Here is a 19,507-nt window from a genome sequence, read left to right on the forward strand (position 1 = left end):
AAATGATAGATTAACTTACCATAAATGAGATTTTTACAAAAATGTTGAGGTAATGTTGAGGTAAATTTTAAACTTGTAAAGGAATTAGAAACTTAGGATGTATTCTACCAACCCTTCTTCGTGAGCTAAATCCATCTTTTTTCTCAAACGATATCGTTTAATCTCTACACTTCTTACTGAAATATTTAAAAGGGGAGCAATTTCTTTTGAGGATAAATTCAGTCGCAAGTAAGCACACAATTTTAAATCATTTGAAGTTAGATTAGGATGTCTGGATTTTACCGTTTGTAAAAAATCTTTATCGGCATTATCAAAAGCTTCTTTAAAAAATTTCCAGTTATCCTCTTCATTGATATTTGAATCCACGGTTTTCAACACTGATTGAATATCATCTAATTTTTTTATGGAAGTAAGCTCGTCTTTAATCTGATTTAAAACCTCACTCTTACGGATAATACTCATAGTAGAAGCTGCCAATTCCCTATTTTTAGAAGACACATCTGCTTCCAATTGTTCATTTTTAAGTTTCATGATCTCCTGCTGCGCTTCAAGCTGTTGCATTTCAGCTTTCTTTTGTTGCACCTTAATCATTTGTGCATGCCTTTTATTATAATATCGGGTGTAAAAATGATGAGTAATAACAATGATAACGACCAGTAATACAACATAGATAAAGATGGCAAAGTTTGATAAAAACCAGGGTTTTTCTATAGCAAACGCATAGGTTTTCTCCTTAATATCTTTAGTATTATATCTTGCTCTCACCTGAAATTCATAATCCCCGTAAGGTAAATTCTCGAAAGAAGCCATACTCGAGGATCTAAATGGCGTCCATACATCTGTGAATCCCTTGATCCGGTAGCTATAAGTTACATTAGCAAACTTCTGGTATACGGGTGTATTAAAATAAAAATTGAAATAATTTTCCGAATTCTTAAATTCTGGATGTCGTTGCTTCTTATCGATTAATTCAAAATCCAGACCTTTATCTGCGATTTCAATCCTATTAATTTCTAATTCAGATATCTTATTTAGTGTAAAAGGTGTATTAAATATAGCATACCCATGATTGCTTCCCACCAGATATTGATTTTCACCAATTTGGGATAGATTTTCAAAACCGCTGGAAATATTCCTGAATTCATAAGAAAGTGGGACGGCGGATACATTCATACCATCCTGAAAAGCATCCTTTACGGTATAATAGATCTCACTTTCTGCAAAAGTCCACCATTTCCCATCAGGGGTAATTTCAGAAATACCGGTACTTCTACTCAAATTATTAAATGCCTGCTGTAGCTTATTCTCAGCAGTAAATGCATCCAAAACCGCATCATATTTAAAAATGGTATGTGCGGTAGCGTAATAAATATCATTGTTAAACCGGAAAAGTTTAATGCCAGAGGCATCTTTATAATCTACCGGGTAATTTTTTACAATTTCGATTTTAGAACTGGAGAGATCTGGTCTCAATCTAAAGATACCTTTATGATCATGACCTACCCATATTTCTTTATCGTTTTCATTCAGAATATTTCTGGAAGAAAGATTAAAACCATCCAAATAAGAGATATTATTAAAACTTTGGCCTTCTTTAAAATAGCTTAAACCATTATAATGCCCCTGTAGAAACCCACCATCAAAAGGAATCACCTGCCAGGTACCCAAGCCATCAAAAATATAGTTCAAGTTCTTATTTTTTAGAATAAAAGTACCGCGATCGTGACCAATAAAAAGTTGATCATCATACTCTTGTAAACTCCATACCTGTCCGCTGGTTCCTTCAATTAGCTCGAAACTATTAGATGTTTGATCCCGCATGTACAGCCCCTGGTTAGTGCCAAGATATAACTGATCCTGGTACATCACACTACAATAAACGGTACCAAGCTTGCCTGTAATGTCTGAGAATACAGAAAATTGACTGTCTTTTTCTATTAGGCTTATCCCATTATCCAATCCGCACCAAATATGCCCTGCATCATCTTCAAATAAAGACAAAACCGTATTATTAAGGATATCGGGCTGAACGATTTGCTGCAAATCACCGCTTAGTAAATTCAGAATAAATAAGCCATCTCCAATACTGCCCAGCACCAGCATATTATCATCGGTATACCTTGCACTAAAAAAACTGGAGGACATTGGATAATTTGGGATAGAAATTTTTTCCCAATTAGACTGTGTAAAAGCAAATAAGCCATCATCACGGGTTACCGCTACTTTTTGATCATTCCAATGAAAAACCTGAATAATTGCTTTGGCCCCGGTTTGATTAAAACCGACTTCCTTTTGTATACCTCCACTTTTTATGGAATATAACCCATCTTCGGCCACCTGAAAGTAAACGGTATTACCAGATTTATAAAGATTTGCTATCGTCTTACCAAGATCGATCACATTGATCGTCCCATTTTGGATGTGGTAGCTAAACAATCTGCTAAGACTTTGAAAAACGATATAATCCCCAAACTTCTCAATATGCCAGATCTGCTCACCATCCCGTATCCCTGTAGGTAATTTTTCTAAAAGTGAGGTATAATTTAGTGCTCCAAAAGAATTCTTTTGCCAATACCCAAAATCCATATAAGCACCTGTAAAGATTAAGCTATCCACCACTTTCACAGAACGCACGGGACTACCCGCTTTCATTTTATGCAGATTCCATTGTTCACCATTAAAAGACAATAAGCCTGAATTATTAGCGAAATACATCCAATCATTCTCTGCCTGGCTTATCATCCAGTTCTGGTTTCCTCCATTATAAACTTTAGTATCAAAATTGGTAATTGGGGGAAGTTCCTGACTTTTGGATAAAGACGGAAGAAATAAAATTAACAGAACTAACCAACGCATAATAATAGCTTTTGGTAAAAATATCAATTCTGCTAAAACTACAATAAAAAGCGTATGCCTCCCTAGGAAATTTTTGGAGAATTATTGTTTTTAAATTGTCGCAACTCCTTTTTTAAATCCTCCATGGACTGCTGTAATTGCTGAAACAAGCCATTTTCTGAAGGATTATCTATATTAAAAGTTAGCTTACTGTTTACCTGCCACAACTCTTGAATGTCCCCAAGTTTCACTTCTATAGGTAAATATTCTTCATTTAAAGAAATAAGCAAGAGCTTAGAAGGATCTGGAAGTCGCTGTATTTTCTTAATCAAAACAGAATCGTACATCACCACTACATAAACGCGATTATTATTTACTTCTTCCATACCCGCAATACCTTTAGCCATCACCCATTCGCCAGGACGATAATTAGGGAGCATACTGTCCCCTTCTACCTGAAAACCACGATAACTGGCGTTTCTAAATTCGGGCAACGGGATTTCGAAAGCCGGTAATTGAGTATACCATTCTACATCCTGAACATTATGGGGATACCCGGCAGCCGCTTTTTGGTTCACCATTACGATATTTTCATTATCGGTATTTCTATCTACCGTAACTACTTTTGGGCTTACGTCCCCTTTAGAAATCTTCAGGTATTTTTGCCCACTATCCCCAAATAACCAAAGTGGATTAATACCGAATTGTCGTAATAATTCAGAAACTACTTTTCCGGAAAGTTTAGTTCTACCCCGCTCAATATCTGCCGTAGAATTTTTTATTCCTAAAATTTCCGCAAATTCGGCCTGAGTAAAATTATTTTCTTCTCTTACTTCTTTAAAATGCTTAATTTCGATTGAAGATGCTGCCATAACTCATTATTAGGAAATATTCCATGCAAGATGCAAATTATTTGGACTAATTCCTACTGATAAAACATTTTTATGCTAAAGAAAATATTCATTATTTGTTCCTTATTTTTTTTCCAATTTTCTTACCCTCAGTTACCCGACGGTTTTGTTTATTTGAATGATATTATTCCAGACATCCAGATTGAATTGCGTTATCTTGGTAGTAATAACTTCACCGGTAAACCTGTACCTGGTTATGAAGCCGAAAAAATAATTCTAACCAAAGAAGCTGCGTTAGCCCTGCAAAAAATCCAGCAAAAACTGGAAAATGATGGCTATTGCTTAAAAATTTTTGATGCCTACCGTCCACAAAGAGCCGTAAATAGCTTTATAGAATGGGCCGGTATCGCGGAAGATACACTTACTAAAGCTGAATTTTATCCCGAAAAAAAGAAAAGCAATCTCTTTAACCTGGGTTACATTGCCACTCGATCTGGACATTCCAGAGGCAGTACTGTAGATCTGACTATCATAGATGCCGAAAGTTTAGAAGAGGTTGATATGGGAGGCTCCTACGATTTTTTTGGGGAGCGTTCACATCATAACTTTATGAATATAACTGAAAAGCAAAAAGCTAATAGGTTATATTTAAAATCTATAATGAGTACTTATGGTTTTAGGCCATATAGTGAAGAATGGTGGCACTACACTCTAAGAAACGAACCTTATCCTGATACATACTTTAACTTTACTATTAAATAAGCTTTAACAAAACACCTTATAATTTATTGATTTTTAACCTTATATTTAAAAATGATTATAATAATTTAAAATTATAGTCGATTAATTTTGTGAAAAATCAATCAAAATATGGAAAACCTCAAATCCCTAAGATTACAAAACCGATTACAGCAATTAAAAGACAGCTACGAATTAAAGAATCTGGATCTTCAAATTCTTCAAAAAGTTCAGCAATACCAGATTATTAGTATTTGCTGTACCACAGAAGGTGGCTTTGACAAAAAAACAGGTGCTTTTTATACCCAGGATCGAACGCTTAATTATAAGATTAAGATCAGTTTTAAACGAACTCCTACTTCTCCATCAGAATTTGTACTTATAAAAGCTGAGGAAGCGGAAGAAGATTTTTTCAATTTTCCAAATAAAAAAGCTGTACTAAACAAAGCAGGTTAATAAATATTCATTTTTATCCCTTATTTTTTACTTTTTATTAGAAAATTCTATTTTCTTTAATTTTCATACATTATTTTTTCTATTTTACCGCAGTTAATGGTTTACAGTAAAATGGAAGAAGAGCTACTTCGCCAGGAGGTTTTAAGCAGTTTTAAGTTTAAAGATAAAACCTCAGAAAAAATTTTAGATGAATTAACACAAATGGCAGCGGCTATATGTGATACTCCTATTTCTTTAATCAGTTTTGTTGGCCTGGAGAAACAGTGCTTTAAATCTAAAATTGGCCTTAATATAGCAGAGACTCCCATAGAAGATTCTTTTTGTAAATATGCCATAAAACAACCGGATGAAATCTTTATTGTAAAAAATCCATTAGAAGATATTCGGTTTAAAAATAATCCACTCGTTTTGGGCTATCCAAATCTTCGCTTTTACGCGGGTGCACCTTTAACTACCGCTGGGGGAATTACTTTGGGCACTTTGTGCGTTATCGACACAAAAGATAGAGATTTAACTAACTTACAAATAAAGGCACTTAAGATTTTAGCTAAACAAACTATCGATTATTTAGAACATAAAAAGGAACATATTCAGCAAAACAACCTCCTTAAAAATAGCATTTCGAAGTTCAATAAACTGAGTAATCATTCTCTGGATGCCCTTTTTCAGCTTGAAGTGAATGATGATAAACGTATTCATTTTACCTATATTAATGAAACTATAAAGGATTTACTGCCGCACCTGGATACAGAAGATTTTAAAACTCATCCTTTTAAAGCATTAAATTTTATACACCAGGAAGATCGTATGATGGTAGAAAATACTTTTATCGATGCTGTGAGGCATAAAAAAGACTGGGATATTACCTATAGAATCTTAAATCCAGACGGAACTATCTCGTGGCATCAATCCAGAGCATTCCCTGATAGCTTCCCGGGTCGTAAAATTGTCTGGTATGGAAGTTTTAGAGATGTAACCGATAAAAAAAATTACCTGGAGTTAATCGAAAAGATCATTTTCGATATCTCTCATATTATGCGTCGCCCTATAGCCAATATGCTAGGATTAATTAACTTATTAGAAGTTTCTGATGATAGTGATATGCTAAACAACAGGAAAATCATCAAGTATATCAAAATTGTATCTGAAGAAATCGACGAGGAGATCCAAGGGCTTAACGAAAACTACCAGAAAATCAAAACAAGTTTTAAAGACATCTATTAATACATAGAAAAAAGATAGCCCATCAATATTTTACATAAAAAAATCGCCTTACTTACATAAGGCGATTTTTTTTATTTTAATCTTAAAGAATTCTTGAAATACTTAATTTTTTACTACTGCAAAATAAGGCTCAAAACTGTCGCCGGTAGACCAGCTTAATTTACCATTATAATATATTTTATCCTGAATAATATAACGATCGCCTTTTAAATATTCACTTTGAATAGTATCCACATCTGTTTCATTCCACTGAATTAACGTTAACGGACGATCTTCGGTTTTTGACGGATTTTGAATAATTCTCATTCTGTAAGAATCCCCGCTTCGAAAAACCATAAAGCTTTTTGGTAAATCGCTCGTTTCGTCATAAACCTCCTGAGCTTTTCCTCCCTCTACATAATATAACTTTACATCTTCCGGATTGATTGCTCCTTCCGTTCTAGGATCTAATAGATTTTCTCCTGATTCATTTTGCAAAGTAATCTCAAAGGCAACATCTAAATTAAATGTATCTGCTCCTGGTCTTTCATGACTGCATCCAATTGCTAAAAAAGCTCCTAAGATCCCTAAAAGTAATTTTGATTTCATACGATTCTATTAAGATTTTAAATTTCAGTTATTTCGATGAAGTAAAATTAACAAAAAAGAACGTTCAAAAAACATCAATAAACGACGAAATACACCTTAGATCCTAAAAAAACCCAATTTAACACATTTTTGTAGGTAGTATATTACAAAAATTAAAATATCATGCAATTAAACTAGTTTAAAAGTAAGAATTTACCTTCTTAAATAATGCTTTAAAGTCTATCAAAAACGACAAAAAACAGTAAACATGATCTCAAACATCGATTAAAGGCACAAAAAAACCTCCAAGAAGGAGGTTTTTTATCGATAAAATTCACATATCAACTGCTAGTCATCAGAAAAAACTCGATCAATTCTCGCTATTAAATCTTTATAATGATATCTGCTTAAACGATCTGAAGTTGAATATTGCATACGTTGCAACTGCGATTTTAAGCTTTCTAACTCTCCCCTCATTAAAGCGATAATATCTGTACCAGCAACTTTATTATCTGCTTCTATATTATTTAAATACCCAATCGCTACATCTACATACGCGCGCTGTAGGTTTCTTCGGTAAGCATCAACCTTTTGTCCGTTATACAATTCGGAAAAAATACCCTTACGTAAATCTTCTAATAATTCCACAACCGCATAATCGCTATCGTGCAATTGTTCGTTCTCGATCATTCGCATTAAGCGGTCTTCATTCAGCAAATAATTTAAAACCCTGGATTGCAGATTTTGTACCCGCGCTATCGCTCCACTCGATTCAATACGATCTAAAATATCCTTATTTAATAACCAATCTGGAGTGGTAAAAGCATTTTCATTTAAAAACTGTACGGCATTTTTTTGAATGTCATCTGGGACCGGTGTATAAATGGTACCTTCCTGATCTGAAGTTTTCCGCGTTTCATAAACTCCCCCCACATTAGTAACAACATGGTAAAGATATCCTCTCCAAAGGCTAATAAGCTCACCATAAACCTCTTCCAACTCATCGTAAGCATAACCATCCTTTGTAGTCCATTCTATTAAATTAGGTACTACTTTCTTCATATTAGCCAAGCCATATTCACTGGCTTTTACCTGATCTTTACCTAAACTTTCTCGTTGGGCCTGCGGATCAAAACCACCGTAACCTCCACCAAATTCATACACTGGATCCCCTGCTTTTTCAAGAATCCATTGATCCAGTTTTTCTTTTTCATCATCAGGAGTATCAGCGTCAGGCAAGTAACGATAGCCCCAATTAATAGCATACAAATCGTAAGGCCCCATCATTCTTATATAGCGCACCCCTTTATCTTCTGGCTGGGCTACATAATTTACCCTGGCGTAATCCATTATCGATGGTGTAAGACCGTATTTTTGAGTAAACTCCGCTGAGCGTAGAGAATCTGTAGGATAAGCAGCACTGGCTTTCATATTATGAGGTAGTCCTAAAGCATGACCTACTTCATGGGCAATAACCATTCGCATCATCTCTCCTATTTCTTCTTCTGGAGTATCTAATGTACGGGCATTTGGATTTTGGGCTCCTGCCTCGATCATAAACCTATTTCTGTAAGAGCGTAAATGATTATGGTACCAAATAATATCACTTTCAATAATTTCACCTGTTCTGGGATCTACAACAGATGGCCCTACCGCATTACGGGTAGTACTGGCAACATAACGAACTACGGAGTATCTTACATCCTCTGGACTAAAATCTGGATCTTCTTCTTTAGTAGGAGGATCCTTGGCTATAATTGCATTTTTAAAACCTGCGGTTTCAAAAGCTTTATTCCAATCTTCGATTCCTTGTTTAAAATACGGCCTCCAGCGCTTGGGGGTTGCGGGATCCAAATAATAAACAATGGGCTTTACCGGTTCCACCAGCTCGCCATTTTTATAGGCTTCTATATCTTTAGGAATCAGCCTCCATTTTCTGATAATCTGGTAATCATCAGATTTTAAAGCCTCTGAATCATAATCATATTTCCCGATCGTAAACCATCCTACGCGATAATCTGCAATTCGGGGCATCATTTTATCCTCAGGCAGCAACACCATAGATTGATTCATTAATATAGAAATAGTCCCGGCCTGTCCTCTTTCCGGTGGCGTTTCAGCTTCATAGGTCATTACATGCCTTACTTCAACATTTTGAGGAAAAGAATGAACTTCATCGATATAAGATCTACTTTTATCAAAACGTTTTACTTTATATCTTTTTCTGTAAGAAGCATTCATCCCATTAATAGCCGCCACCTCATCTTCAAATAACCCGGTAACATCAACCACATAAGCACTACTGTCTGCCTTCATGGTTTCGATTTTAGCACTGTACAGAATAGGTTCAAAATTATTGGCTTGTACAGATTTATAGATTGGTGACTCTTCGTTGCTCTGGTTTTCAAAACTCATCACCTTAATATCTACATTTTTACCCCGTTTATTCCAACGTACCACCTGTTCATTTACTTTAGAACCGGCATTTATATAACCACCACCATATCCCGAAGGGACTTTAGCGATCCTGCTCACCCATAACAAATCCTTATTAAAAAGAGAATCAGGAATTTCAAAATAAAGTTTATCATCTACCCTATGGGTAGTAAACAATCCTTTATCTGATATTGCTGCAGGGGTAATTACTTTGTTGTAGGGTTTAAAATCACCTTTCTTTTCAGTTTCAGGAGCTTTAACGATGGGGTTCGAAGTTTTACAGCCTACACTTAAAGCTGCCAACACTCCCATTACAAGTACTTTTTTAATCATGAAGTTTTGAATTTGATCACAAGATAAGGAAAGCTTCTAAATTGAATAAATAGCCGAAACGATGATTATTATAAATTAAAGAATCTATAATTAATGCCCCCTCTTTTTAAAAATTTGATTTTATTTTGAAATCACTATCACCGGCTTTCACTTTTTCAATAAATGCCTGCATGGCGTCTGTAAGCAATAATTGATTTTGATCATTCCAAAATTCATCCTCATATCTTGTTTTTACTTTGAAGATGTCTTTATCTGCCCTAACATTTCTTTTTACACCGAAATCTGAAAAATGATCACTGCTTAAATATTTAATACGCTGTACATAATTATAAACCTTATTTTCATATTTACATTCTAAAACAGCTTGTTGAGTGCTTTTATATAAAACATAACTCCCATTGGGAAGTCTATCGTAGAAAGAATGAATAATATTTGATATTGTACGACTCTGGGTATTATGATTTGGTTCAAACTGAGCATCAGACATATCCATTTTTATATAGCATTCTTCAAAGGCATAGGTTTGCGTATTGATAATAAGATAAGCTTCAGAATCGCTTTTACTTGACTTTACCTGAAGTTTTGCCAGTCCATCACCATAATTTTTTAATTCGGCTTTAGTACTATCGGCCAAACTTATAACTAAAGTCGAAAGATCAAAATAGGTTTCAAAAGAGGGAAATATAAATTCAATATCATCTTCTCTAATTTCTGCTTTTCTCAGATTCTCAATTTCTAAGGTATAATTTTTTTAGGTCGTGCATTGTTTTTTAGATCTCCCAATAGTCTTTGCCGTTCTAATTTTCCGTTTACATCTACCAATTTAGTGATATTCCCATCCTTTGCTACCATCGCTCGCAAGAAAAAGCGTTCTTTATAAGGACGTATAGAGTAATTATCGTCCAGGTGATCGATCATCTTTTTATAAATATCTTGATCTAATAAATGAACCTCATCCAAATTTTCGGCAGATTGCTTTAAATAAATAGTATCATTCTTTAAGGCTGAAATTGAAAAGCTTTTAGGTTCATACCCCAATCTATTGAACTTAATCATATCTCTATGGGTTGTGAATGCAAAATGCCCATCGCTATTAGTAGATGTATAATTTTGATCATTATAGACATCTACAAATTCTAATGGTTTCTTAGTCTCAGCATCTAAAACAATAGCTCGAATTTCTCTCTTTGTTTTATGAACTCAATTATTCCTCGGAAAAAAAACATATTAAATTTATTACATATTATTAAGATATTTTCACCAATAACTTATAATTCGCTATTTTTAAGTGGTATTTTTAACTATTTGACACTTCTATATTCGATAACTATAAATAGCATATTTAAAACAATAGTTTTTTACTATTGAAATTAAATAAAACATAGCGTTTCATTATATATTTTTAACCAGCTATTAATTAAAATCATAAACCATGGCAAACAATGATCATCAAAACAGTTCAGATAACCACAAGGTATGGGAAGTAAATGATTCCAGTAAGTGTCCCTTTTTAGGTGGAGCGAAAAACTTTACCGCAGGAACCGGAACAACAAATAAAGACTGGTGGCCCAACCAGCTCAATTTAAAAATATTAAGTCAGCATTCCTCTAAAACCAATCCGATGGACGAGGATTTTAATTACGCTTCAGCATTTAAAAAACTAGACCTGCAAGCGGTCAAGCAGGATTTATATCATTTAATGACCGACTCCCAAGATTGGTGGCCGGCAGATTATGGCCATTACGGGCCATTTTTTATCAGAATGGCTTGGCATAGCGCAGGGACTTACAGAATTGGCGATGGCCGCGGTGGTGCAAGCTCGGGTTCGCAACGTTTTGCTCCTTTAAATAGTTGGCCAGATAATGCGAATTTGGATAAAGCACGATTACTTTTATGGCCTATCAAACAAAAATATGGTCAGAAAATTAGTTGGGCAGATTTGATGATCCTTGCCGGAAATTGTGCTTTAGAATCTATGGGATTTGAAACTTTTGGTTTTGCCGGTGGCCGTGAAGATATCTGGGAACCCGAAGAAGATATTTATTGGGGTGCTGAAGGTGAATGGCTGGGAAACAAAGAGCGCTATGAAAAGGGAAATACATTGGAGAATCCTCTTGGTGCTTCTCATATGGGCTTGATTTATGTAAATCCTGAAGGTCCTAATGGCAATCCAGATCCTATGGGTGCCGCAAAGGATATTCGCGAAACCTTTGGACGTATGGCCATGAACGACGAAGAAACAGTTGCATTGATTGCTGGCGGACATAGCTTTGGAAAAACACATGGGGCTGCCGATCCAGAAAAATATGTCTCAGCTGAACCTGCCGGTGCAACCCTCGAAGAAATGAATTTAGGATGGAAAAATACGTTTGGAACGGGGAATGCCGGAGACACGATTACAAGCGGACTTGAAGGTGCATGGACTACCACTCCTACGAAATGGAGTAATAACTTCTTTGAAAACCTGTTTAACTTTGATTGGGAACTTACTAAAAGCCCCGCAGGAGCACACCAGTGGAAACCCAAAGATAATGCAGGAGCAGGTACCGTTCCAGATGCACACGATCCCAATAAAAAGCATGCCCCTTTTATGCTTACTACCGATCTTGCCTTAAAAATGGATCCCGAATACGCGAAAATCTCCAGACGATTTTTTGAAAACCCAGATGAATTTGCCGATGCTTTTTCCAGAGCCTGGTTTAAATTAACGCATCGGGATATGGGACCACTTTCCAGGTATCTAGGCCCCGAGGTTCCTAAAGAAGAATTGATTTGGCAGGATCCGGTTCCGGCTGTAGATCATGAATTGGTAAATAACGATGATATTGCTAACCTAAAGGATAAAATTTTAAATTCGGGACTATCAGTTTCAGAGCTGGTTTCTACCGCCTGGGCTTCTGCTTCTACCTTTAGAGGTTCTGATAAGCGTGGTGGCGCCAATGGTGCCAGAATTCGCTTAGAACCACAGCGCCACTGGGAAGTAAACAATCCTCCACAACTTCAAAAGATAATATCGAAATTGGAAGAAATTCAGGCTGATTTTAATGCTTCTGCGGAAAGAAAAATATCTTTAGCAGACCTAATCGTTCTTGCCGGAAACGCAGCGATCGAAAAAGCGGCAAATGATGCTGGAAGTGATATAAAGCTTGAATTTAGCCCAGGGCGTACTGATGCTACTGAAGCACAAACCGATGCTGATGCCTTTAATGCGTTAGAGCCGGAAGCTGATGGATTTAGAAATTACGTAAAAGGCAGAGAAAGTATAAGTACTTCCGCAGAAACCATGCTTATTGACCGAGCACAATTGCTAACATTAAATGTTCCTGAATTGACTGTTCTCTTTGGCGGACTTAAAGTTTTAAACATTAATTACGACGGTTCTAAAAAAGGTGTTTTTACCCATAAACCTGGCGTTTTAAGTAATGATTACTTTATGAATTTGTTGGATATGAGTACTACCTGGAGCTCTACAAACGATGCGCAAACCGAATTTGTTGGAAAAGACCGAAAAACAGGAGAAACAAAATGGACGGCCAGCCGTGCTGACTTAATTTTTGGCTCAAACTCTGAATTACGTGCACAAGCTGAAGTTTATGCCTGCCATGACAGTCATGAGAAATTCTTAAAAGATTTCGCCAAAGCCTGGACTAAAGTAATGAATTTAGATCGCTTTGATTTAAAATAAAATACAGATTAAAATGTCGAAAAGCAGCTTTTAAAAAGGCTGCTTTTTTTTTGAATAAAATACTACTTTCCTTTATTTATTTTGATTACCTGAGGACGATACTCTTGACTATCCATTCTTTCCAATCTACCATTTTTAAAATAATAGTAACCGGTTCTTTCCCATTCATATCCATAAACTACTTTATAAACCGTATACTCTTTGTCCATTGCCACAAGCTGTTCATATTTGGCGATATCTTTAAATTCCTCTAAAGACATTCCAATTTTTATAGCCGGAGCTTTATAGGCATAACAAGAAAGTAAAAACGAAGAAACTATAATGGCCAGGCAAGTATTTTTAAACATAAGTTTGTTTTATTTTTTCCAAATACAAAAATTCAGCCAAAAATATATTAGAAAGGATTTAAAAATCTGACTAAAAGTGGGAAACATTAAAATAGGGTCCGGGATCATTTAAATATGGGAACAAGTGAAACTCATTTAAACATCTCTAATCTATTAAATTAGCACTAATAAGAGCAAAGCTCTTTCTCGTTTGAAACATCTACATGTAAAATATCTTAAATCCAGAAATTTTCATCGCTTTGATAGGTACTGATATGCCGATCTACTTTCAAGATAAAACCAAAAATGAATAAAAAAACTGCAAGCCTAAAAAATAGCGAATGGTCTGCATTAAATAAGTATTAAGATAAGGGAACATAGAAGACGAAACGAATATATCAATTTAAGATTATTATAAAATCATTGCGACTATAAATAACCTGTATCCAGCATGTAAACAATAAATACTTTCAACCTAAAATGTTAAAATAAAACTAAAAAAATAACCTTTAGCACTAAAAAATAGTATCAACAACAATATTAAATTGATACTATTAACCACTTAAATTATTATTATTATTATTATGAAAAAATTATTTTTATCCCCCTTTGCGTGTGCTTCTTTATTATTTGGAAGCACTTTAGCCTCTAATGCAGAAACCAAATCTTCAGCGGCCACATTACTGCCTCCCCTGTTCCAAAATTGCGACCAGGCCAATGACTTTTTGGCTAGCATTCGTGAAAACCCAGAAAATTACGCCCCATACCTCTATTATTATACAATAGAAACTTAGAGAATAATGATTGTCTTTATGCAGCATCGCCAAACCCTTATATTAGTTCCTAAAATTTAAATCTCTTATTAATTTATTATCCTATCCTAATTTTTATTAGTCATATTAATAATACCTTGCGACATTGAAATTATACTCCTCAGAAAATTTAAGAGTGATTAGTTTTTTTTGTCTATTACGTTTAGATCTTCTCCATTTTTAATTATATCCGAGATATTATATAGCATTCTCATTTTGTAGTATGCTCCTTTTTGGGTGAATAATCCCTCACCTCTAACTTTGATTAATGGATTTAGAGTAGCATAAAAATCATAATGAAGTTAATGAATTAGTGACGCAAGAGCACTAATATTTCCATTCTGGAAATAAGAGAAATTTACTATAGCAAACTACCTCATGGGCAAGTCCATGAGATAGTTATTAGAAAATTATTTTTTAATTCTTGGCCTCCCGATCCCGATGGCTACAGGGATCAGCAACAGAATATTTTATCTCGATTATAGAGTAAATTGGATGTTTTTGGTAACTTATAAAAACATTTTGCGTCTACGCATAAATATCGTATTTGATATCATTTTTTATGACACAATATCTGCTATCCAATGAAAAATATTTAAATGATATTCAGCATAATGTTTACGATTATAATATTTCTAAAATGCTTTATATAAAATTTAGTTTTTAAAGACAGGCATACTATCATCAGAGAACCAATATGCCGCAGTTACTCCATCTCTATAACCATCAAGATAAGCATCATTTACAGGACTATTAGGGTTCATTTGAGCTCTTAAATCTTCAATATGGTCTATTTTACCGTTATACCAGCTAATGTATTCCTGTCTAGTATTTTTATCAACATTAACTCTGTCATAGGTTATATAGCAATCCTTAATTTCGTTTCCTTGAACACAATATTCTGCACTTGAAGGTTCTAGATGAGCACTATAAATTGGCTCATCATCATCCCCAGTAAGGGTAGAATCAATTTCCGTGTATTTATAATACTTTAGTACCATATTTGAAGAATTTGAAAAGAATTCTTCGGTTTCTTCCTGAGTCTCTTTAATTCCTAGTGCTAAACCGCAATTATAGGTAAATGAATTTGCTTGAAGGCAGCTCTGATAATAATCATCGTATGATACTATATTATTAGACGAGCCACTGCTAGGAGGATTGGCCCCATTATAAACTGAATCGCAAACATCGCCAATACCATCATTGTCTGTATCTTGTTGATCAGAATTTGGAGTGTTTGGACAATTATCAACTGTATCAGGAACACCATCACAATCTGCATCATCTAAAAATGGACAACCGGTAGAATTTAGTGATTCAATTTCTCCTTCACTTTGATCTATTTGATCTATTCGATCAGATTCACAGGAAAAAAACAAACTAATCATTACTAAAAAGGTAAGATTTCTTTTCATAGTATAAGCTTTAAGATTACTTTAAATTACATAAAAAAGTTAAAGCATGCCTCATCTTTTGTGCTTTTAACACAAAATTGAAATCTAATTTAACATAACGGCTTTCTATACAACTATCGAGTTTGATGACATCTAATATCATATGGAGCTTACAAATCCCCTATCTATAACCAATCATCTTAAAACATCCACACACAATACGAATATCAATTAATATCTTCATAAAAATATTAAAATGGCTAATAGCCGGATTCAATCAAATAAAAACAACTGAAGCGATAAAAATAAGGTCTTTTTAAAAAAACACCAAAACCTCATCCAGTCTAAAAACCATAATCATCATATATAGCGCACTCTGAAACCATATCCGCTATTCCCTGAAAAATATTTAGTAGATATTCCGCCCAACGGTTACATAGATACAAATACCACTCTTTTCCATACATAATATAAATTCGGCAATTATAACCGTCATCTTTATACTTTTGAAATTCTTCGTTTCTAATTCCCAACAGTCTTTCGAGCACATAATTGTTTGGCTTATATTTTTCGATTAATGCAGTCGTCTGCTTATGTATTTTTTCATCATGCGAGGCTATAGCACATGTATGGTTGTTCCTTAAAAGTTTCTTCACATATCCTAAATAAATTTCATCAAGCTTATCTCCGCGTTCTCTCGATAGTCCCTTTGCAGTTTCATAGGCTCCTTTTTACCATTCGTATACTACCAAACAACTGGGATACTTCTTTAAAATCATCGCTTGTCCTTTCCAGATAAGCCTGAAGCGTTATGCCAAGATTTTATGCGTTTTTAAAGTTTCTTTATACACCTCCAGAATACTATCGGTTCGGTCAGTGCCTTCCATACTTATAATAACTTCCTGGTCCATTTTGCCTGCCTCTTCACAAATGGCTTTTAAGTTCTCCATTGCCAGTTCTTTCGAGATAAGCAAACCAATATGTGATAGATCTAAAGAGATAGAAGAATGTAGATGATCTTTTTTAACCGCCCTGGAAAAATTCATAAATTTAGCGGTCGCTTTATTCGCATCTTTTTCATTACGAATACTTTCCTCAATAAAATCGGTCGTTACCTCGTATCCCTTTTCATTCCATTCCTGAACCGATAAGAGCGTTTCCTTTATCGTTTCCGCACCAATATATCGATTCGCTGCTTTCTTTAAAACCTTAAAGACGACTTCATTATTTAATATAAAATTTTTCGCTTCTTCATTTAAGGCTGCTTTTTTCAGGCTATCTGCACCGACCTTTAATAAATCTTGTTCTTGTTTCAGGACATTTGAATATTTTACAGGGTCATTTTTTTAAAAACCGATTTAAAATTACCTAATACTTCTTATTTATTCTCCTTCCCCAATTGCTCTATTTTGAACAAGTATTTTTTTCTGATTTTCTCACTCGAACTCTTTATAGGGGCGATATAATTTAACTTAACCGGGCTAACACCACAAAACTGAAGGGTTCCTTTTTTAAACTGATTCAATGCCGGACTTTTCATAAAAAAAGATCATACCACTTTGGTGTATCTGCCGTCATAATGATCCTGGCTGTTTTTCCTTTTAATGGCTTTTTAAGGACCGTCTTTCCCGGTTCGTATTCAAACATAATTCCGGGTAAAAAAGTCCGATCAATAAAACCTTTCATCAGTGCAGGATAACCATACCACCACATCGGGAAAACCCATACCAGATGATCTGCCGCTTTAATTTTTTCTATGGAAGACAAAAGATCTGGCTCTAAACTTAACCGCTTACGATAACCGAATTGGAGATTAGGATTAAAATCCAACTCCCGAATGTTAAGCGGACTTACTAATGCATCTGATGCTTCCGCTCCTTTTTGGTAAGCTGCTACCAATGCGTTATTAAAACTTTCCTGATCTGGGTGCCCGTTTATAATTAAAACCTGTTTATTTTTCATATCCTTCTTTCTTTGATGCAATACTAAAAACGTCAGGAAAGTGTAGAAAGGACAAATGTCTAATTATGAAAGTTGACTTCGAAGCCTGCCTAAATGTCTTTGGGTGATCCCAAGGTAAGAGGCAATATACTTTAAAGGCACCTGCTGAATAATTTCAGGATGGTTTGCTATTAAATCGGCATAGCGCTGTTCGGCAGATACCATTTGCAACATCAATAGGCGCTCTTCCATTAAAACATAAGATTGTTCCGTAAAATGATTTGAAAACTTAAGCCATCCGTAACTAGAACGTATTAATTCCTGATACTGCTTTTTTTGTATCACTAATACCTCAACATCAGTTAAGGCCTGAATATATTCGAATGTCTTTTTCCCGGTAAGAAACAGAAGAATAGGCCGTAATAAATGTATCGGAAAAATTTAAACAATAAGTAACCTCTTCATCCTTGTTGGAAAAATAGTAGTTTCTAAGCGTCCCGGAACTTATAAAAGCGATCCAGTCGCAAGTTTTCCCGGCTTCTATAAGCAGTTCATTTTTCTTGTAAAATTTAGGAGTAAAAACCGCTAAACCTCGTTCTATATCATCTTCCGATAAATCATTAAGAGATCTAAAAAAAATTTCCAGCATTTCTTTCATCCTGATGGTATTTCGATTAAAACGAACCTTTTTGGACTACTTTTATTGATTTAAACACATGTTATCATGAGCCTCGCCATCTGAATTTTCAATAATTATTTATTCTACTCTTTATATACATTAAAATCGATAACCTAATTTAATCCCATAGCGAATAAGCTGGTCATGATCCGTTTTATCAGCATTAAAAAGTTGTCTTCCATAACCAAAATTAAATTCAAAAATAAATCCACTTTTCGTAATCCATTTGCTACCTAGCCCTATACCTAGAGATAAATCATACACATCTGGATTTTCAGTATATGTGAGCGGCTTTTCAGTATCATAGACTTCTTTACCGTCAATTGAACTGAACGTTCCAAAACCTTCGAGGAAAAACCCTGCTGCATATTTCTTACCAAAATACCTTCTGTAATAAGGTGTAAGGGAATAATTCATATCCTCATCAATTTTGTCCGTAAACATATAAAGACCTGAAACCCCTAAAGATGATTTACTATTTAAATTCCTCTCATAAACTGCTTCAACTGATCCACTAATTAAAGGTTGAATTATATCAACTTTTATTTCGTTTTGTTTCTTATACTGATTGTTCGTACCATTCTGTGCATTAGTAGCAAAAAATGAAAATAACAATGCTAAAAAAAATAGGGACTTTTCCATAAAATATGATTTAAATTATTTGAAGGCAAATTTCAAATATCATGGATTAGAAAAGGTTCCAAAAGCTTAAAATTCTATAAATTGGGACTTATTTTTCAGAGTTCTTATACTCATTTGGTGTCTGACCAGTAACTTTTTTAAAAGCTTTGTAAAAAGTAGTTTTCGAAGTAAACCCAGCTTCTAATCCTATGGCCAACAAACTATAGTTTTCATATTCAGGATTTGAAATCATTTCCTTTACAGCCTCAACTCGATATTGATTGATGTAAAAAGCAAAGTTGTTCCCTGTTACCGTGTTTATAATTTGTGAAACATATCCTGTACTTATACCTAGTTTTTGAGCAACTTTTTCTCTATTTAATGTATTATCGGTATAAATGTGATCATCTTTGCAAAGTATTTCTAGTTTTTGAAAATAAAGATTATCTGCCGTCATAGATTCCCTATCTGTATGCACCCCACTAAACCCGTCTTGACTTCCTTTTTTTCTGATGCTAGCTTTGCTGCTCTAAAATAATATTTATCATGAGTAAACGGGAAGAAATGTACACTTTAGTTAATGAATATCGTACTAGTGGCCTTTCAGCA

The 19,507-nt window shown here is 34.6% G+C and carries 18 protein-coding genes and 1 pseudogene; 4 read left to right on the forward strand and 15 right to left on the reverse strand.

Going from position 1 to position 19,507, the window contains the following annotated elements:
* Positions 1–84 precede the first annotated feature (84 nt).
* Both AC13DP_RS04320 and AC13DP_RS04325 read right to left on the reverse strand, forming a co-directional pair.
* Positions 85–2,856: a helix-turn-helix and ligand-binding sensor domain-containing protein gene (locus AC13DP_RS04320; RefSeq protein ID WP_483067353.1), complete on the reverse strand. Its 2,772-nt coding sequence runs from the start codon at positions 2,854–2,856 to the stop codon at positions 85–87.
* A gap of 62 nt (positions 2,857–2,918) precedes the next feature.
* A complete protein-coding gene (locus AC13DP_RS04325; protein WP_013073090.1) occupies positions 2,919–3,707 on the reverse strand; it encodes an XRE family transcriptional regulator in 789 nt (262 codons plus the stop codon).
* Between the two features lie 72 nt (positions 3,708–3,779).
* On the opposite strand from AC13DP_RS04325, the gene AC13DP_RS04330 reads away from it, so the two are divergent.
* From AC13DP_RS04330 to AC13DP_RS04340, 3 genes are all read left to right on the forward strand, one after another.
* Positions 3,780–4,448 (forward strand): M15 family metallopeptidase, encoded by a 669-nt coding sequence (locus AC13DP_RS04330; RefSeq protein WP_483067354.1) that lies wholly within the window; start codon positions 3,780–3,782, stop codon positions 4,446–4,448.
* Between the two features lie 108 nt (positions 4,449–4,556).
* Positions 4,557–4,880: a hypothetical protein gene (locus AC13DP_RS04335; RefSeq protein WP_013073092.1), complete on the forward strand. Its 324-nt coding sequence runs from the start codon at positions 4,557–4,559 to the stop codon at positions 4,878–4,880.
* A gap of 111 nt (positions 4,881–4,991) precedes the next feature.
* Positions 4,992–6,104: a PAS domain-containing protein gene (locus tag AC13DP_RS04340; protein WP_228251626.1), complete on the forward strand. Its 1,113-nt coding sequence runs from the start codon at positions 4,992–4,994 to the stop codon at positions 6,102–6,104.
* A gap of 102 nt (positions 6,105–6,206) precedes the next feature.
* On the opposite strand, the gene AC13DP_RS04345 is transcribed toward AC13DP_RS04340, so the two are convergent.
* From AC13DP_RS04345 to AC13DP_RS04360, 4 genes are all read right to left on the reverse strand, one after another.
* Positions 6,207–6,692, reverse strand: a complete 486-nt coding sequence (locus AC13DP_RS04345) for a hypothetical protein (protein WP_013073094.1) — start codon at positions 6,690–6,692, stop codon at positions 6,207–6,209.
* Positions 6,693–7,019: 327 nt separating this feature from the next.
* Complete coding sequence (locus AC13DP_RS04350; RefSeq protein WP_483067355.1) at positions 7,020–9,440, reverse strand: zinc-dependent metalloprotease; 2,421 nt, start codon at positions 9,438–9,440, stop codon at positions 7,020–7,022.
* 106 nt (positions 9,441–9,546) lie between these two features.
* Positions 9,547–10,074, reverse strand: a complete 528-nt coding sequence (locus tag AC13DP_RS04355; protein ID WP_347406238.1) for a hypothetical protein — start codon at positions 10,072–10,074, stop codon at positions 9,547–9,549.
* A gap of 101 nt (positions 10,075–10,175) precedes the next feature.
* A complete protein-coding gene (locus AC13DP_RS04360) occupies positions 10,176–10,619 on the reverse strand; it encodes a carboxypeptidase-like regulatory domain-containing protein (RefSeq protein WP_483067361.1) in 444 nt (147 codons plus the stop codon).
* Positions 10,620–10,872: 253 nt separating this feature from the next.
* On the opposite strand from AC13DP_RS04360, the gene katG reads away from it, so the two are divergent.
* Positions 10,873–13,125 (forward strand): catalase/peroxidase HPI, encoded by a 2,253-nt coding sequence (gene katG / locus AC13DP_RS04365; RefSeq protein ID WP_347406237.1) that lies wholly within the window; start codon positions 10,873–10,875, stop codon positions 13,123–13,125.
* A 62-nt stretch (positions 13,126–13,187) separates the two neighbouring features.
* On the opposite strand, the gene AC13DP_RS04370 is transcribed toward katG, so the two are convergent.
* The 9 genes and pseudogenes from AC13DP_RS04370 to AC13DP_RS04410 all read right to left on the reverse strand — a co-directional run bounded on the left by AC13DP_RS04370 (position 13,188) and on the right by AC13DP_RS04410 (position 19,355).
* Positions 13,188–13,472, reverse strand: coding sequence for a hypothetical protein (locus tag AC13DP_RS04370; RefSeq protein ID WP_013073098.1), 285 nt, complete (start codon positions 13,470–13,472; stop codon positions 13,188–13,190).
* 1,447 nt (positions 13,473–14,919) lie between these two features.
* Positions 14,920–15,678 carry a thrombospondin type 3 repeat-containing protein gene (locus tag AC13DP_RS04375; protein WP_483067356.1) on the reverse strand — a complete coding sequence of 253 codons (759 nt, stop codon included), beginning with the start codon at positions 15,676–15,678 and terminating at the stop codon, positions 14,920–14,922.
* Positions 15,679–16,001: 323 nt separating this feature from the next.
* Positions 16,002–16,328 carry a proline dehydrogenase family protein gene (locus AC13DP_RS04380; RefSeq protein WP_483067362.1) on the reverse strand — a complete coding sequence of 109 codons (327 nt, stop codon included), beginning with the start codon at positions 16,326–16,328 and terminating at the stop codon, positions 16,002–16,004.
* 138 nt (positions 16,329–16,466) lie between these two features.
* Positions 16,467–16,973 carry a proline dehydrogenase family protein gene (locus AC13DP_RS04385; protein WP_483067363.1) on the reverse strand — a complete coding sequence of 169 codons (507 nt, stop codon included), beginning with the start codon at positions 16,971–16,973 and terminating at the stop codon, positions 16,467–16,469.
* A gap of 62 nt (positions 16,974–17,035) precedes the next feature.
* Positions 17,036–17,619: pseudogene (locus AC13DP_RS04390) on the reverse strand (NAD(P)H-dependent oxidoreductase).
* A 63-nt stretch (positions 17,620–17,682) separates the two neighbouring features.
* Positions 17,683–17,943 (reverse strand): cyclic nucleotide-binding domain-containing protein, encoded by a 261-nt coding sequence (locus AC13DP_RS04395; RefSeq protein WP_483067357.1) that lies wholly within the window; start codon positions 17,941–17,943, stop codon positions 17,683–17,685.
* Positions 17,944–17,956: 13 nt separating this feature from the next.
* A complete protein-coding gene (locus tag AC13DP_RS04400) occupies positions 17,957–18,256 on the reverse strand; it encodes a hypothetical protein (RefSeq protein ID WP_483067358.1) in 300 nt (99 codons plus the stop codon).
* A gap of 120 nt (positions 18,257–18,376) precedes the next feature.
* Positions 18,377–18,919, reverse strand: a complete 543-nt coding sequence (locus AC13DP_RS04405) for a DUF3575 domain-containing protein (RefSeq protein ID WP_483067359.1) — start codon at positions 18,917–18,919, stop codon at positions 18,377–18,379.
* 88 nt (positions 18,920–19,007) lie between these two features.
* On the reverse strand, positions 19,008–19,355 hold the full coding sequence (locus tag AC13DP_RS04410) for a helix-turn-helix domain-containing protein (protein ID WP_483067360.1): 348 nt from the start codon (positions 19,353–19,355) through the stop codon (positions 19,008–19,010).
* Positions 19,356–19,507: the final 152 nt, after the last annotated feature.

Source organism: Zunongwangia sp. L-65, assembly GCF_056859415.1.